We start from the raw sequence: 15,589 nt of genomic DNA on the forward strand, positions 1-15,589 counted from the left end.
AAGCCCCTTATCGCCGATAGCGGACCTATGCCCACGCTGGACGGCCGGAATAGCGTTAGCTTCCCCTTGCGAGCCAAAGCGGAAATGGGTCCTTCTTTGCCCAAAGCCGTATTGCAGGGCTTTCCCCGCCGAGGCCGCTGGGTCGGCTTATGCGTGTCCGCTTGTTAGCCAGGCCCAGCAGCCCTAAGATCGAGCTCTGTCAGGGGATGAGCTCATCTACGATGTGTCGTAGGCAATTCCAGTATCCGACCCCAGGAATACCTAATTAGGTAGTGGAGGATTAGGGGAGATCTAATTGCGTTGATAGCAGTCAAAGGGTCACGTAGCAAGGCTGAGTTCTAAGTCTGTGTCGTCACAACCAGAAGCGATGCTGATCTTCTCGTATGCCTCATTGAGTCGAGAAGTCCAGCGTGTAGAACTGATTGAATTTGCTGCTTCGTTGACTCTTCTAGCGTGGCCACATCAAAACCTGCCTCGTGCAATCGCGCAGCGCTGAGCCCTCCTGATCTGCCATATAAAATCTCGTTGCACCGCAGGTTGACAAAGAGAACACCGGCTCAGGGGCGCCCCTGATGTCCAACAATTCGTTCAAGTCAGCATCGCTTTGCGGTGCAGCATAGCTCAGGCTTTTAGCCGGCCACCAAACATCCATGCAGACGAAAGAAATAAAGTCGCTAGTCGAGTTCATTCGAGAGTCTGACTCGCTCGGACCATTTTCCGATTTGGTGCTTTTTCGTGGACAAGCAAAGCAAGGCAACTTACTTCCTGGAGTCGCACGCAAGAATCCCAAGCGTGACACAACGAAAGAGGAGCGCCAGATACTGCAACAGCTGGCTCTTCAAGGCGCATCACTTCTCAATGGTGCGGGCGAAACCGAGCTAGACCGCCTCATTTATGCACAGCATTACGGCTTGAAAACTCGCCTACTCGACTGGACTAGCAATCCGCTAGCAGCTCTCTGGTTCGCCTGTTCTGACCGATGCGAGGGGGACGTGTATGTCTACTCGATGGAGGCAGACGATTTACTTGAGAAAGACGTCTACTCCAAGGATCCATTCGTGATTGCAAAGACGCGTGTTATCCAACCCAGAATGAATAATCAAAGAATCACAGCTCAGAGCGGCTGGTTCACACTGCACCGCTACTCCAAGACAAGCAGTAGCTTCGTTGCCCTAGACAAGAACCCTCAAGCACGTAAGTACCTCAGTGAGTACCGAGTACCCGCAAAGTTCCGGTTATCGATCATCCATTCACTCGACAGGCACGGCGTCAACGCAAGCACGCTCTTTCCCGACATAGGAGGCCTTTGCGCACATCTCAACTGGCGACATAGGCTGGCCTTGTAACTCGTTCAAGCCGTCGCGAATTCGCAACGAGTATTGACTCAAGCGTTGGCCAATACTCCCTTATGGCCGGAAGCCGGCATTGGCGTACAGGCGCCTAAGCCAAGCTATCTGGAGAGAGGCGGCGGCGCCGCTGTGTCCGCGCCAATGCCTTTCCTGGGCTTTCGAGCTGGGAATCGCCGCGGGAAAACAGTCCGACGAAAAAAAGGAAATTGAGGAGGCCGCCGAAAGAAGACTGAAGCGGCCTTGGGGCAGAGCGGCTATTATTCAGAGCAAAGTTGCGCAGCGGGTGGCCACCTACGATGCCGTAGCCAAACATCATCGCCGAGCTCATAGACGAGCATGGGTGGATATTCTCGCGTGCGCCTAAGGCGCTGCTGACTAGCAATGGATTGTGGTGATCGATGACGAAGCCGTCGCTGACGTGAGTGATGAGCTCGTTGCGCTCAGATTTTTCGTCGACGCTGCAGCGGACGATCAGGTGAATGGCAATACGTCCTTCATTCGGTTTTCGCCTTGGCTTCTTAAGTAAATCGAGAAATACTGCAAAGCAGGGAGCATGGAACCACCTGATCTCCTACGCCCAGTGACATTCGGCGCTACCTCAGTAGCGAGCTTCCTAACTCAGCCGCCTAGGCCGAAAGTTCTTTGGGTATCCGCAGTTGAGCGCAGTTTTTTGAAGCTCCCGGGCCACCCGTTGACTATCCCATCCCATTGCCTCGACGATCAGGACAGAAATTGAGCAAGAGAATACTTGAAAAACCGCATATGGAAGACAACATGATCGATATCGGGGACGTGGATGCACCGATCTATCGCATCTTCTCGCTCGAACGATTGTTGGACGTGCTTCGCACACAAACGAATGCACTGGTTCACCCGTCGAAGTGGGACGATCCTTTCGAAAATTTCTTCCTTAAAAGCCATGCTGAATTGCCGGACGGAACGCACGTCAGCATGGAAAGCCTGTCCGCAAGCTGGTATGGCCAGTGCTGGACGCGGAACCGCGATAGCGATGCGATGTGGCGGATATATAGCGCAGCTCAAACTGGCGTTCGCATTGGCACGACTTCACGAGCCCTTTTCTCGTCGTTTTACCAAGAGTCTGATACCTTCGCGAGCCTCAAGTATTTGATTGGCTCAGTTGACTATCAATCTCGAGCGGATATTGAGCGCTTCTTGTCGGAAACCACATTTACTGACTTAGCTTTCGGTGGACAGCCGCATCGTTTTGGGAGGACGCTACTCGTGAAGCGACCCGAGTTTTCCCATGAAAACGAGATTCGACTCTTGTTTCACGATGTGGAAGGCAATCACGGGCATGATCGTCTGGCGATATTTCCCTTCCCATTTGACCGGATCGTTTCTGAGGTGGCTCTCGATCCGCGGTTGAGCGAGACAGACTTCGCACAAAGACGCAAGGAGCTCGTCGATGCGGGCTGCTCTGTGCCGATCATCCAATCTGACCTTTATCAATTCAGCCCCAGCACGATCCGCCTGGGGTGATGTCGAGGGGAGACAGCATTTGGCGACGGAGAGCTCGCGGTCGGGCGAGTATGTCACCGGTCTACGGCAAAAGTCCGCTTCCGCCCCATAGCGGACAAACAGCAACGACATATTGGGTAACTGGGATCCGCCACCATCGAAGTGCTAGATTGCCTTTATCACCGCAGCCGTCAGCGTGTCAGTGAACGCCGCCATGACCGGCCGCGATGGGGCGACCTAGAACGACAAGACACGAAAAATTCCGAAATTTGCGGGGTTTGGCGTCATCCCAGGGTTGTCTTGGCGACGACTGAGCCTGGGCTTTGGTGCCGGCAGTCAGAATCGAACTGACGACCTACCGCTTACAAGGCGGTTGCTCTACCAACTGAGCTATGCCGGCGAAGGGCGACATTCTAGCCCGTGCGCGCGTCGGGTGGCGGATTCCGGAGCGGATACGGCCTGGAAACGCCCCGGGCGTGCCGCCGCTCAGCGCAACTTCGCGCAGTCGATGCCGCGGCGCTGCACCGCGATCGCGGATTGGGCGGCGTCGGGATCGAAGCCCTCGCCCGCGACCACGTCCAGCCAGGTGCTGGCGCGGGCGTCGCCCAGCGGCTCGGCCTGGGCGGCGAAGCCGGCGGCGTTCAGGGCTTGCGCGCGTTTGCGCGCGGCGTCTTCGGTGCGGTAACGGCCGAGCGCGATCGCGTGCGCCTCGGCGCCGTCGGCGACCACGAAGTAATCGTTGAAGCCGGCCGCGGCGATGCGCTGCGCGACCGCCTGCGCTTGTTCGCGCGAGGGCTGTGGCGGCAGCAGTACGCGCCAGCCACGCGCGGGGGCGGCGCGCTGTTCTCGCACCGCGATGCGTTGCGCCAGCGGTTGCAGGTACTGCCGCGCGGACGCGGCCAGGTCGCCGTTCTCGAACGGGCCGAAGCTGTAGCAACGGGCGTTCTTGGCGAGCGCGGCCTCGGCGGCGGGCGCAGGCGCAGCGGCTTCCGGCTCGGCGCTGGGCGCAGCGACCGGCGGCGCGGCGGGAGCGGCGGCGGGCGGCGCCGCTGCGCTCACGGTGGCATCGCGCAACGCGGTGCTGGGCGGGTCGGTCGCGGGGCGCGCGTTCGCACGCGCGGCGGGCGCATCGCGTTCGCTGAGCAACTGCAGACGCGCGATGCCCAGCGGCGGCGTGTCCGGCGCGGGCGGCGCCACCGGCGCGCGCAGGCCCCACCACGCGGTCACGCCGAGGTTGAGCATCAACAACAGTACGAGCAGCGCACGGACCAGCATGGCGCGATTCTATGCCCTGGGCCGCGCGCCCTCCCAGTTCGCGCAGGCATCGAACGCGCGCGTTGCGACGCGCGTCATATTCGCTGCGTGCGCGCGTGCGGCGCGGTGGCGGGCGTCACAGGGGCGTCGATGCGGCGTTGCGCCGACAGGCACATCGCGTGCGGCAGCATCCCGTATCGATCGGATCCGAATGCGCGCGAGTCGGCCTGGCCGCGATACGCCGCGCTGACGCCGCGACGCTCAGTTCGCGGCGACGGCCGGCGTCGCCTCGGGCGCGGGCGCGACGGCGGCCGGCACCGGCGTGGGTTTGGCGGCCGTGCGCGGGCGCGGCGCGGTCTCGCTCAGCAAACGCAGCGGCGCGATCCCGGACGCGACGACGGCCGGCGCCGCGGCGGGCACGGATTCGCGCTGCCACCACCACGCGGCCACGCCCAGGTTCAGCACCAGCAACAGGACGATCAGGGCGCGCAGCAGCATGGGCTGGGTTCCAGGCGGATCACGCGTCGATTCTAGGCAGCAAGTGTGCGCATCAGCACGCAGCGCCCGCCGGACGGGCGCGCGCGGGGATCAGGCGGCAACGCCGCCCACGCCTGCGCCCTCGCGCTCGACCGCGGCCCAGATCGCCAGCCCGTCCAGCACCAGCCCCGCCGCCGACACGGCCTCGGGCAGATGCGGCTGCAGGGCCTCGGCGCCGCCGCCGTGCAGCAGCAGGCGCGGGCGCCGGCCCAGGCGCTGCTGGGCGGTGTCCAGGCTGCGCTCGATCAAGGCCAGCGCGGCACCGTCGCAACCCGAGGCCAGCGCGTCTTCGGTGTCGGCGGCAAAATCGACGTAGTCGCCGCCCTGCTCGGGCAGCTGCGCCGCGCGCGCGTGCAGGGCCTCGCGCATCAGGGTCGGCGACGGCGCGATGCGGCCGCCCAGGTGCAGGCCGTCGGCGTCGATCAGGTCCACGGTCAGGGCGGTGCCGACGCCGCAGACCAGGCTGGCTCCGTCGCCGCGCGCATGCGTGCCGAGCAAGGCCAGAAAACGATCGACGCCGAGCTTGCGCGGATCGGCGTAAGCGATGCGTACCTCGCCCAGCCGCGCCTGGGTGCGCGCGACGGCGATGCGCGCGCAACGCGCGGTGAGCGCGTCCAGCACCGCCAAGCGCAGGCCGGGCGCGGCCACGCTGGCCAGATAGGCGACCTCGATGCGCGCGGGCAAGGCCTGCGCCAGCGCGGCGGCGACGTCTTCCTCGCGATGCGGCAAGGCCAGCGTCGCGCCGACGCGGCCGTCGGCCTGCAGCGGCGCGCACTTGAGTCGGGTATTGCCGAGATCGAACAGCCAGGCGCTCATGCCTTCGCTCCGGGCGCGCGCCGCACGCTGACTTCGCCGGCGTGGAAGTTCTGCAGCGAGCCGTCGCCCAGCCGCACGCGCAGCGCGCCGTCCTCGGCCAGGCCCAGCGCGATGCCGTCCTGACGCAGGCCATTGCCGCCGTGCACCGCGATCGCCGCGCCCGCCAGCGCGTCGAGCGCCGCGTAGCGCGGCAGGAACGGCGCCAGGCCGTCGGCGTCGAATTCGTCCAGCGCCGGCAGCAGCCGCGCCAGCAGCGCCGCCGCGACCGCGTCGCGCGCGGGCGCCGCAGCGTCGCCGAGCGTGGCCAGATCGCACCAGGGCTGGTCGATCGCCGCCGCCGCGGCCGCGGGCATACGCACGTTGAGCCCCAGGCCGATCACCGCGCGCGCCGGTCCGGCGTGTTCGCCGCCGCCTTCGATCAACAGGCCGCCGAGTTTGCGCAGGCCGCGCGCGTCCAGCACCACCAGGTCGTTCGGCCACTTCAGGCGCACGCCCTCGTAGCCCAGGCCATGCAAGGCCTCGACCGCGGCGATGCCGGCGACCAGGCTGAGTCCGCCCAGGCGCGCGAGCCCGCCGCCGAAACTGCGCGACAGCGACAGATACAGATGCGCGGCCAGCGGCGAGGCCCATTCGCGTCCGCGCCGGCCGCGGCCGCCGGTCTGGCGTTCGGCCAGCAGCACCGTCGCGCCCTGCGCGGGCGTGGCCCGGCGCAGCAGTTCGCTGTTGGTGGAGTCGATGCTCCAGGCCACTTCGAGTTCGGCCAGTCGCGCGCGTGCCTGCGCGGGCAGCGCGGCGACGATCGCGGCGGCATCGAGCAGACCCAGCGGCTGGCTCAAGGCATAGCCGCGACCGGGTTTGGCCTCGATCGCGACACCGGCTTCGCGCAGCGCCTCGATGCGTTTCCACACCGCCGCCCGGGTCTGCCCGGACACGCGCGCGAGCGCGTCGCCCGAGGCCGGGCCGGCGATCAATCGTTGCAGCAGCGCGCGCTCGTCCATCAGCCGCGGCGCAAGCGATGCAGCAGGCGCGCGCGCGCGAAGCGCGACTCGGTGCCCGCGCGCAGGCGCGCGAGATTGCCGCGATGGGTGTAGACGATCAGCAGCGCCACCGCGCAGGCGAACCACAGGCGCGGCTCGCCGGCGTCGCTCCACCAGGCCAGCACGGGCAGGCACAGCGCCGCCAGCACGGTGGCCAGGCCGACGTAGCCGCTGAGCACCAGGGTCGCGACCCAGACGATCAGCAGCGGCGGGGTCGCGTACGGCCACAGCACCAGCAGACCGCCGACCGCGGTGGCCGCGCCCTTGCCGCCGCGGAAGCCGTGCCACAGCGGCCAGACATGGCCGAGCACCGCCGCGAACGCGGCCAGGTAGCCGTGCGCGGTCACGCTCAGGCCGCTGGCGACCGGCGCGTAGCTCAGCGCCAGCCAGGCCGCGAGCGCGCCCTTGCCGATATCGATCACCACCACGCCCAGGGCGAAGCGCAGGCCCTGGGTGCGGAAGGCGTTGGTGCCGCCGGCGTTGCCGCTGCCCTGCTGGCGGATATCGACGCCGCGCAAGCGCCCCAACAGCAGGCTGCCGGACAGCGAGCCGATCAGATAGGCGATGAGGATCAGCGCATAGCTCAGCGGCGCGATCGAGGACAGGGACGAGAACGACATAAGCGGATTATGCGCGAGCGCCGCGCCCGCATGGCGCAGCTCGGCCCTGGGCCAGGCGCGGCGCCCCCACCCCGAAGCGCGAAAGCGTCACGGCGCCGGCTGCACCGACACCAGCAGCGCGCCGCGCCCGGCGTGCGCGCCGATCGCCGGGCCGGTCTCGACCAAGTGCGCCTCGGCCAGATCGATGCGGCGGCGCAGGCATTCGAGCAAGCGCGCGCCGTCGTCGCGCGCATCGCAGTGGCCGACGATCGCGCGCCAGCGCGCGCCGCGCGGCAACCGGCGCGCGACGTAGCGCGCGAACTTCTCCGGCGCGCTGCGCCGCGCCAGCAGCCCGCCGCTCACGCCGAGGCGGCCGTCGGCCTTCATCCGCGCCACCGGGGTCAGCCCGCTGTAGCGCACCGCCGGCCCGGCCCAGGCCGGGATGCGGCCGCCGCGCACCGCATGCGTGATGTCGCGCGCCATCGCCCAGGTTAGGGTCAGCGGACGCAGGCGTTCCAGTTCGGCCAGGATCGCGGCCAGGTCGGCGCCGGCCTCGGCCAGCTCGGCCGCGCGCCAGGCCAGCAGGCCCTGTCCGCCGGCGGCGTTGACGCTGTCGAACACGCGCACCCGCAACGGGTCGGCGCGCGTGGCCGCCTGCTCGCCGGACTGCAGCGTGCCCGAGACCGCGCGCGACAAACCCACGTAGACCACCTCGGGATGGTGCGCGAGCAGGAAATCGAAGGGCCGGCGGAAATCGCCCGGCGGCGGCTGGCTGGTCTTGGGCAGGTCGGCGGCGACGGCCATGCGCCGGTAGAACTCGGCCGTGGCCAGGCCGACCTTGTCCAGGTAGTCGCGGCCGTCCACGCTGACCCGCACCGGCACCACGTGCAGCGCATGGCGTTCGAGCACGGCCTCGGGCAGATCGGCGGCGCTGTCGGTCACCACCGCCACGCGCTGCGCGGATTCGGCGCTGCGCTGTTGCAGCAGCATATCGTCGGCCTTCATGCCCTCGACCGCGCCGAAGGCGGCGCAGGCATCGAACAAACCCTGCGGCGCGCCGACGTGCGCATGCACGCGCATGCGCGTGGCGCCGCCGGCCAACACCAACGAGTCGGCGCCGATCGCTTCCAGCGCGGCGCGCAGGCGGTCGCGTTCGATGCCCTCGCCCAGCAAGAGGCATTCGCTGCACCAACGGCGTTCGGGATCGACGTCCTCGTGCGGCGCGTGCGCCTCGTTCGCGCTCGGGGTTTCGTTGGCGGCCGCGACCGCGCCATGCACGCGCAGCGCGCGCGGGCCGCCGTCGACAAACTCGGCGATGCCTTCGAGCAGGTCGACGAAGCCCTGCGCGCCGGCGTCGACCACGCCGGCGCGCTGCAGCAGCGCCATCTGTTGCGGCGTGCGCGCCAGGGCGATGCGGGCACGGGCCAGTGCCGTCGCGAAACCGGGTCGCGGGTCGCCCTCGCTGGTCGCCTCGCGCGCGGCTTCGTCCAGCGCGTCGGCGAAGGCGCCGATCACGCTCAGGATGGTGCCCTCGACCGGATGCGCCAGGGCCGCGCGCGCGCTGTCGGCGCCATGCCGCACCGAGGCCGCCAGCGCGGCCGCGTCCAGCACCGGCTGGCCGCGCGCGTGCTCGGCCACCCCGTGCAGGAACTGGGCCAGGATCGCGCCCGAATTGCCGCGCGCGCCGTCGATCGCGTCATTGCCGATGCGCAGCAGCAGCTCGCCGATATGCCGGCTGCGCCGGCTCAGAGCCCCATTCAGCAAGCTGCCCAGGGTGTGCGCCAGGTTGTTGCCGGTGTCGCCGTCGGCGACCGGGAACACGTTGATCTTGTTCAAAGTGTCGCGCCCGGCGATGACCCGCCTGGCGCCGGCGATCAGGGCCCGGCGCAGGGCCGGAGCGGTCAGGGGTGGGCGCGGCGGGCTCATGCCCGGAGTCTGCCCGAACCGTTCGTCCGAACCTGCTGCGACGCAGCATGGGTTGCCGCAACGGGGCGCACAGTTTCGCGCTATAGTCCGGATCTGTCCGGTGGCGATACCCATCCGGGCTAACGAGGATTCCGCCATGCTACGGATCTGCTTCTGCCTGCTGATCGCCCTCGCCAGTGCGAGCGTCGCCGCGCGCGAGGTCAAGCTGAGCGCGAACGAAAGCTGCCCGGAAAGCTCCTCGCAAAAGAAGGATGCGGTGCGCGCGAGCAATCGCGCAGTGGTCGCGCCGACGCGCGCCGCCGATACCAAGGCCAAGCCCACGGTGCACAGCGACGCCAACAACGGCCGTCTGCAGTCGCCGCGCTGGCACAGCTTCCTGCCGGGCATGTTCCGCTGAGCCCGAGCGGCTCGGGCGCGCCGCGCTCGAGCCTGCCGTTGCAAACACCGTTCTAGTCCACGCCTGCGTCATCGGCGCGCAGCGGTGTGCGCAGGCGAACGCTTGCGGTTAGCCTGTCGCTCCCGCCGCCGCCCTCGCCCGCCGTGTTCGAACTCTTGCGCCGCCTGCGGCGCCCATCGCCCATCGCCGACGACCTTTGGCGCGACGCACGCGCGGCGGTGCCGTGGGCGCAAGCGCTGGACGCGTCGCGCGACGCGCGCCTGCGCGAACTGGTCGCGCGCTTCGTGCACGAGAAGACCATCAGCCCGATCGGCGAGCTCAGCCTCGACGATCGCCAGCGCTGCATGCTGGCGATGCTGTGCTGTCTGCCGCTGCTGGAGTTCGGCGCCGAAGGCCTGCGCGGCTGGTCGCAGCTGATCGTGTATCCGGATGCGTTCCGGGTCCATCGCAGCCACATCGACGCCGCCGGCGTGCTGCACGAATGGCAGGACGAGCTGATCGGCGAGGCCTGGGACGCCGGCCCGGTGATCCTGTCCTGGGCCGACGTGCTGGCCGATTGCGAGGATCCGCGCGCGGGCTTCTGCGTGGCCGCGCACGAGATCGCGCACAAACTCGATGCGCTGGATGGCCTGCTCGACGGCACCCCGCCGTTGCCGCGTGCGTGGCAACGCGAATGGGCGCGCGATTTCCAACGCGTGTACGACGGCTTCGTCGACGAGGTCGATTCCGGTCGCGAGACGTTGATCGATCCCTACGCGGCCGAGGCGCCGGAGGAGTTCTTCGCGGTCGCGACCGAATACCACTTCAGCGACCCCGCCCTGCTGCGCGAGGCGATGCCGGAGATCGCGGCGCAGCTGCGGCGCTTCTATGGGCCGTCGCCGTTTGGTTGAGGGGTGGGGGTGGAGCGAAGGCAACTGCAACAGCAATAGCAAAATAGCAATAGCAACAGCAAATCCCCCCTAGCCCCCCTTTTTCAAAGGGGGGGACTCGACGGTGCGGGGGGAACTCGATGGTTCGCGCGTTGGGTTTGCGAATCAACCGAGGGCCGGGCGCGGCTGGTCTTCCCCCTTTGCAAAAAGGGGGATGGAGGGGGATTTGCTCTTACCCCTTGCCGCCGCTCAAAGCCCCGGCGGCAGCTTGACCTCGAAGCGAGCGCCGCCGAGCTCGTCCGACGGCACCACGTCCAGGGTGCCGCGGTAGCCGCGCACCAGGTCCTGCACGATCGCCAGGCCGATGCCGTGGCCGTGCACGCGTTCGTCGCCGCGCACGCCGCGCTGCAGGATCAGCGCGACCTTCTCCGCCGGAATGCCGGGGCCGTCGTCGTCCACCGCCAACAGCAGGCCGGGGCGGCGATTGGGCGCGGTCTCGCCCGGCGTCACCGTCAGCAGTACGCGCGAATGCGCCCACTTGAACGCGTTCTCCAGCAGGTTGCCCAGCAGTTCCTGCAGATCGCCGGGCTCGCCGTGGAACTGCACGCCGGGCGTTACGTCGAACTCGCACAGCACGCCCTTGGCGGCGTACACCTTTTCCAGGCCGCGCACGATCTGCTCGGCATGCGGTTCGATCGCGACCGGCGCGGCGAACAGGGCGTGGCCGCCCGAGGCCGCGCGCGCGAGCTGGTAGGACACCAGATCGTTCATGCGCCGCAGTTGCAGGTCCACATCCTCGCGCAGCTCGCCGTCGGGCGCGTCGTCGTCCAGGCGCGCGCGTAGCACCGCCAGCGGCGTCTTCAGGCTGTGGGCGAGATCGGCCAGGGTGTTGCGCTGGCGGTCCAGGTTCTCGCGCTCGCTCTCGATGAAGGCGTTGATGCTTTCGGTCAGCGGTTCCAGCTCGCGCGGGTGGCGCTCGCTCATGCGCGAGGCCAGGCCGCGCTGCACGCGCTTGAGCTCGTCGATCACGCGCTGCAGCGGACGCAGGCTCCACTGCATGATCAGCGCCTGCAGCAGCAACAGGATGAAGCCGGCGCCGCCGAGATAGCGCCACAGCGCGCCGCGGAACACCGCGACCTGGCCGCTGAGCGAGGTGGTGTTCTCGAGTATGTAGATCGTGTACGGGAATTCGGCGCGCGGGTCGCCGCCCGCGGCCCAGGTCAGGCCGATGCCGTAGCGGTAGGCCTCGCCGACGTCGCCGTTGATCTCGGTGATCGGCAGCGGGCCCTCGAAGCGGCGCTCGCTGGGCTTGAGCATGGCCGCCGGAGGCAGCAGCGGGCCCTGCGCCGAGGGCGAGTCCCAATGCCCGTTGGGCAGCACCAGTTCGGCGTACAGGCCACTGCCGGGCTGGTCGAAGCGCGGGTCGATCGGCTCGTAGGGTTCGACGAACTCGCCGCTGCGGTCGAAGTCGCCCTTGGCCGCATAGGCCAGGGCGTAGCCGTGCAGGCGTTCGCGCAGGTTGTTCTCTGCGGTGTCGAGGAAGGCGCGGTCCAGGGCGTAGCCGGCCAGGGCCAGGAAGGCCAGCAGGCCCAGACTGGCCGCGAGCAGCTGGCGGGCGCGCAGCGAGCGCGGCTGGCCCCAGCTCACGGGCGCGGCCTCTGGCGCGGCAACGAAAACCGGGCGCGCAGCGAACGCGGCTGGTCCCAGCTCATGACCGAGGCCTCTGGCGCAGCAACGAAAACCGGGCGCGCAGCGAACGCGACTGGCCCCGACTCATGACCGAGACCTCTGGCGCAGCAACGAAAACCGGGCGCGCAGCGAACGAGGCTGGTCCCAGCTCATGACCGAGACCTCTGGCGCAGCAACGAAAACCGGGCGCGCAGCGAACGCGACTGGCCCCGACTCATGACCGAGACCTCTGGCGCAGCAACGAAAACCGGGCGCGAATCGCGTTCGCGCCCGGTCGCTTGAGTTCGCTGAAAGTTGCGTCCGCCCGCATGCCCGGCCCGACGTCCTCGCCCGGCCGCGGCCGGACGAAGCCCGTCCTTACTCCCCGCTGCGCGGAATGGCGAAGCGGTAGCCGCGGCCGCGCACGGTCTCGATCGGCTTCATCGCGCCGTCCGGGTCCAGCTTCTTGCGCAGGCGGCCGATGAAGACTTCGAGCACGTTGGAGTCGCGGTCGAAATCCTGCTGGTAGATGTGCTCGGTGAGGTCGGCCTTCGAGACCAGCTCGCCGGCGTGCATCATCAAGTACTCCAGCACCTTGTACTCGTAGCTGGTCAGGTCGACGTTGGTACCGGCGACGCTGACCGTCTGCGCGGCCAGGTCCAGCATGACCGGCCCGCACTCCAGGGTCGGCTTGCTCCAGCCCGCGGCGCGGCGTACCAGCGCGTTGAGGCGCGCCAGCAGCTCTTCGACGTGGAAGGGCTTGACCAGGTAGTCGTCGGCGCCCTGCTTGAGGCCCTCGACCTTGTCCTGCCAGCTCGAACGGGCGGTCAGGATCAGGACCGGGAACTTCTTGCCTTCGTCGCGCAGGGCCTTGATCAGCTCCATGCCCGACATCTTGGGCAGGCCGAGGTCGATGATGCCCAGGTCGAACGGGACTTCCCGGCCCATGTACAGGCCTTCCTCGCCGTCCTGGGCGGCATCCACAGCGAAGCCTTCCCGCTTCAGGCGCGCGGCCAGAGTCTCGCGCAGCGGTGCTTCGTCTTCGACCAACAGAATTCGCATGGGCACTCCCTTATCAGTCGACCGCGCCGGAGGGCGCGACCTCTACGCCAGAGGTTAGTCGTTGTCGTTGTCGTCGCCGCGTGTACGGCCGCCATCGTTGCGACGTTCGCGGCCCTGCTGCGGGTCGTCCATGTAGATCCGGACCCGACCGCTGGGGTCGACGACCTTGACCCGATTGACGTCGCGGCCGTCGAACGGCACGCGCTCGGCGCTCAGGACCTGGCCGCCGCCGCTTTCACGTTCGACGCGGCGCACTGCATCGGACAACGCGCGATGGCCTTCGTGCCGGTCATGGCCGTCGTCGCGGTCGCGACGCTCCTGGCCCTGACCCTGGCCGCGGCCGCCCCGGTCCTGCTGCGCCCAGGCGTCGCCCGCCCCGACCGCGGTAGCGGCGAGCAGCAGCGTGGCCATGACTCGGGCGGACAGGATCTTCATGGGGACTCGACAGGACAACGTGACGGAACAATAGCGCACGGGCGCTGGATGAGGTGGCATTCTCGAAACGGAGCGGTGAATCCGGTCTGAACTTTTTCTTTACGTCCCAGCCACCATTCAGGCCCGTACTTGCGAGCAACGACGCGGAGCGTCGGCGAAACCGCCCGGTACTCGAATTCGAAGGCCGCGACCGCCCGTAAGCCCGGGCGGCGATGACATCGTGGTCAATGGACCTCAGTAGATCTCGCCCACGCAGCAGCGCAGCGAGCCGCCGCCGGCCTCGATCGCGTCCAGCGCGACCGCCGCCACGGCGAAGCCCGCCTGCGCCAGACCGGCCCGGCTGGCCGGGCTCAGCGCCGCGGCCGCGCGCGCGCTCATCCAGACCCGGTCCGGCGACAGCGCGATCGCGTTGCCGGCGAAGGCGGCGTGCTCGGCCGGGCTCAGCGCGATCGCGTGCGGCGCATAGACCGCGGCGATGGCGGCGGCCGCGGCCGGATCGGCGAAACCGCCGGGGCAGATCAGGGCCGCGCGGCCGGCCAACACCGCCAGCACCACGTTGGTGTGGTATTCGCCCGCCGCCAGGTCGAACAGCAGGGTCGCGCGCAGGCCCAGGGCCTCGTGCATCAGGCGCGCGCCCTCGGCGTCGCAACGCTCGGACAGGCCGCAGTAGCCCAGCCCGCGCGCGCGGTCGATCACCAGCGCGCCGGTGAGCTCGCAGGGGTGCGGCTGGGTCGACAGGTCGATCTCGGCGTAACCCAGCACCTCGCGGAAGAAGGCGCGGATGTCGGCGCGCGCGGCCTCGCGCTGGCGCACCGGATGGCGCATGCGCCCGATCAGGGTGCGGCCTGGCGCGGTCGCATAGACGTTGTTGGGGAACAGCGCGTCGGGCGTGTCCGGGTCGCCGGCGAAGCAGACCGTGGGCAGCAGCGCCGACAGCGCGCGCTGCAGTTCGCGGTGCTGGGCGCTGGCCAGGCCCGGGTCGAAGCCCTCGGCGGCGGCCATGTAGCGGTTGTCGCCGGCCGACTGCTCGGCGCGCGCGAAGCCGTCGGGCGCGACCAGGAAGGCGGCGCGCGCGGTGGCCGGGCCGAAGTCCGGCGCGCAGTCGCGCGCGATGGCGAGAAAGGCCTCGCGGTCGCGGCCGATCATGCCGCGTCGGCCCGCGCTTCGGTCAGCGCCAGCGCGCGTTCCACCAGCGACCAGTCCGCGCCGGGGCGGTGCGCGCCCTCGCTGAGCACCTGCCGGAACGCGCGCCCGCCGCGCTCGCCATGGAACAGGCCGAGCAGGTGACGGGTGATGTGCTTGAGCGCGACGCCGCGCGCGAGCTGGTCTTCCACGTAGGGCCGCAGCCCGCGCAGCAGTTCGGCGCGGCTGCGCAGCTCACCGCCGAACCAGGCCACGTCCAGGCGGTGCAGCAAATAAGGATCGTGATAGGCGGCGCGGCCGAGCATGGCGCCGTCGCTGTGGGCCAGGTGCGCGCTTGCGTCGGCCTGGCTGGCGATGCCGCCGTTGACGATCACCTGCAGCTCCGGATGGTCCTGCTTCAGGCGATAGGCCCAGTCGTAGCGCAGCGGCGGCACTTCGCGGTTTTCCTTCGGCGACAGGCCCTTCAACCAGGCATTGCGCGCATGCACCACGAACATGCCGCAGCCGGCCGCGGCCACGCGTTCGATGAAGGCCAGGAACACCTCGTAATGCTGATCGTCGTCGACCCCGAGCCGGCACTTCACCGTCACCGGCACCTCGCAGGCCGCGACCATGGCCGCGACCGAGTCGGCCACCAGCCCCGGCTCGCGCATCAGGCAGGCACCGAACCGCCCGGCCTGGACCCGGTCGGAGGGACAGCCGCAGTTGAGATTGATCTCGTCGAAACCGTGCTCGGCGCCGATCCGCGCCGCCTGCGCCAGCAGCGCCGGCTCGCTGCCGCCCAACTGCAGCGCCACCGGATGCTCGACCGGATCCATCGCCAGCAACCGATCGCGATCGCCGTGGATCACCGCATTGGCGTGAACCATCTCGGTATACAGCCGCGCATGCGGCGCCAGCGCGCGGTGGAAGACCCGGCACTGGGTGTCGGTCCAGTCCATCATCGGGGCGACGGACAGGCGCAGTTGCGCGGCGGGAATGGCGGTGGCGGGAGCGGCGGTCATGGCGGGCATTGTAC

Annotated in this window: 15 protein-coding genes and 1 tRNA gene; 4 read left to right on the top strand and 12 right to left on the bottom strand. The window is 68.6% G+C overall.

Annotated features, from left to right (window positions below):
• Positions 1–650: 650 nt before the first annotated feature.
• Together BMZ45_RS04700 and BMZ45_RS04705 are read left to right on the top strand one after the other, a co-directional pair.
• Positions 651–1,346 (top strand): FRG domain-containing protein, encoded by a 696-nt coding sequence (locus BMZ45_RS04700; RefSeq protein ID WP_217643143.1) that lies wholly within the window; start codon positions 651–653, stop codon positions 1,344–1,346.
• Positions 1,347–2,111: 765 nt separating this feature from the next.
• A complete protein-coding gene (locus tag BMZ45_RS04705) occupies positions 2,112–2,849 on the top strand; it encodes a DUF2971 domain-containing protein (RefSeq protein WP_091633004.1) in 738 nt (245 codons plus the stop codon).
• A 303-nt stretch (positions 2,850–3,152) separates the two neighbouring features.
• Here BMZ45_RS04705 and BMZ45_RS04710 read toward each other — a convergent pair.
• The 7 genes from BMZ45_RS04710 to BMZ45_RS04740 form a co-directional block, all read right to left on the bottom strand.
• A tRNA-Thr gene (locus BMZ45_RS04710) sits at positions 3,153–3,228 on the bottom strand.
• An 86-nt stretch (positions 3,229–3,314) separates the two neighbouring features.
• Positions 3,315–4,103: an SPOR domain-containing protein gene (locus tag BMZ45_RS04715; protein WP_091633006.1), complete on the bottom strand. Its 789-nt coding sequence runs from the start codon at positions 4,101–4,103 to the stop codon at positions 3,315–3,317.
• A 240-nt stretch (positions 4,104–4,343) separates the two neighbouring features.
• Complete coding sequence (locus BMZ45_RS04720; RefSeq protein ID WP_091633009.1) at positions 4,344–4,580, bottom strand: hypothetical protein; 237 nt, start codon at positions 4,578–4,580, stop codon at positions 4,344–4,346.
• 90 nt (positions 4,581–4,670) lie between these two features.
• Entirely contained in the window at positions 4,671–5,435 is a 765-nt protein-coding gene (locus BMZ45_RS04725; protein ID WP_091633012.1) for a type III pantothenate kinase, read from the bottom strand.
• The gene (gene birA, locus BMZ45_RS04730) at positions 5,432–6,433 is read right to left on the bottom strand and encodes a bifunctional biotin--[acetyl-CoA-carboxylase] ligase/biotin operon repressor BirA (RefSeq protein ID WP_091633015.1); all 1,002 of its coding nucleotides are present in this window, start codon (positions 6,431–6,433) and stop codon (positions 5,432–5,434) included. Before birA ends, BMZ45_RS04725 begins: the two co-directional genes overlap by 4 nt.
• On the bottom strand, positions 6,433–7,092 hold the full coding sequence (gene plsY, locus BMZ45_RS04735; RefSeq protein ID WP_091633016.1) for a glycerol-3-phosphate 1-O-acyltransferase PlsY: 660 nt from the start codon (positions 7,090–7,092) through the stop codon (positions 6,433–6,435). The genes birA and plsY overlap by 1 nt, the downstream gene beginning before the upstream one ends.
• A gap of 87 nt (positions 7,093–7,179) precedes the next feature.
• The gene (locus BMZ45_RS04740) at positions 7,180–8,997 is read right to left on the bottom strand and encodes a DegV family protein (RefSeq protein WP_175488917.1); all 1,818 of its coding nucleotides are present in this window, start codon (positions 8,995–8,997) and stop codon (positions 7,180–7,182) included.
• A 136-nt stretch (positions 8,998–9,133) separates the two neighbouring features.
• Here BMZ45_RS04740 and BMZ45_RS21515 point away from each other — a divergent pair, with 136 nt between their 5' ends.
• Entirely contained in the window at positions 9,134–9,394 is a 261-nt protein-coding gene (locus BMZ45_RS21515; RefSeq protein ID WP_175488918.1) for a hypothetical protein, read from the top strand.
• Between the two features lie 143 nt (positions 9,395–9,537).
• Positions 9,538–10,284, top strand: coding sequence for a M90 family metallopeptidase (locus BMZ45_RS04745; protein WP_254776527.1), 747 nt, complete (start codon positions 9,538–9,540; stop codon positions 10,282–10,284).
• A 228-nt stretch (positions 10,285–10,512) separates the two neighbouring features.
• Here the strand turns inward: BMZ45_RS04745 and BMZ45_RS04750 are convergent, their stop codons facing one another.
• The 5 genes from BMZ45_RS04750 to dusA all read right to left on the bottom strand — a co-directional run bounded on the left by BMZ45_RS04750 (position 10,513) and on the right by dusA (position 15,575).
• Entirely contained in the window at positions 10,513–11,910 is a 1,398-nt protein-coding gene (locus tag BMZ45_RS04750) for an ATP-binding protein (RefSeq protein WP_091633022.1), read from the bottom strand.
• Positions 11,911–12,309: 399 nt separating this feature from the next.
• Entirely contained in the window at positions 12,310–12,993 is a 684-nt protein-coding gene (locus BMZ45_RS04755; protein ID WP_055909122.1) for a response regulator transcription factor, read from the bottom strand.
• A 54-nt stretch (positions 12,994–13,047) separates the two neighbouring features.
• Entirely contained in the window at positions 13,048–13,404 is a 357-nt protein-coding gene (locus tag BMZ45_RS21950) for a hypothetical protein (protein ID WP_254776563.1), read from the bottom strand.
• Between the two features lie 258 nt (positions 13,405–13,662).
• Entirely contained in the window at positions 13,663–14,574 is a 912-nt protein-coding gene (locus BMZ45_RS04765) for an arginine deiminase-related protein (protein ID WP_091633026.1), read from the bottom strand.
• Positions 14,571–15,575 (bottom strand): tRNA dihydrouridine(20/20a) synthase DusA, encoded by a 1,005-nt coding sequence (gene dusA / locus BMZ45_RS04770; RefSeq protein ID WP_091633029.1) that lies wholly within the window; start codon positions 15,573–15,575, stop codon positions 14,571–14,573. The genes BMZ45_RS04765 and dusA overlap by 4 nt, the downstream gene beginning before the upstream one ends.
• Positions 15,576–15,589: the final 14 nt, after the last annotated feature.

Origin of the sequence: Lysobacter sp. cf310 (genome assembly GCF_900114355.1) — a bacterium.
GTDB lineage: Bacteria > Pseudomonadota > Gammaproteobacteria > Xanthomonadales > Xanthomonadaceae > Lysobacter.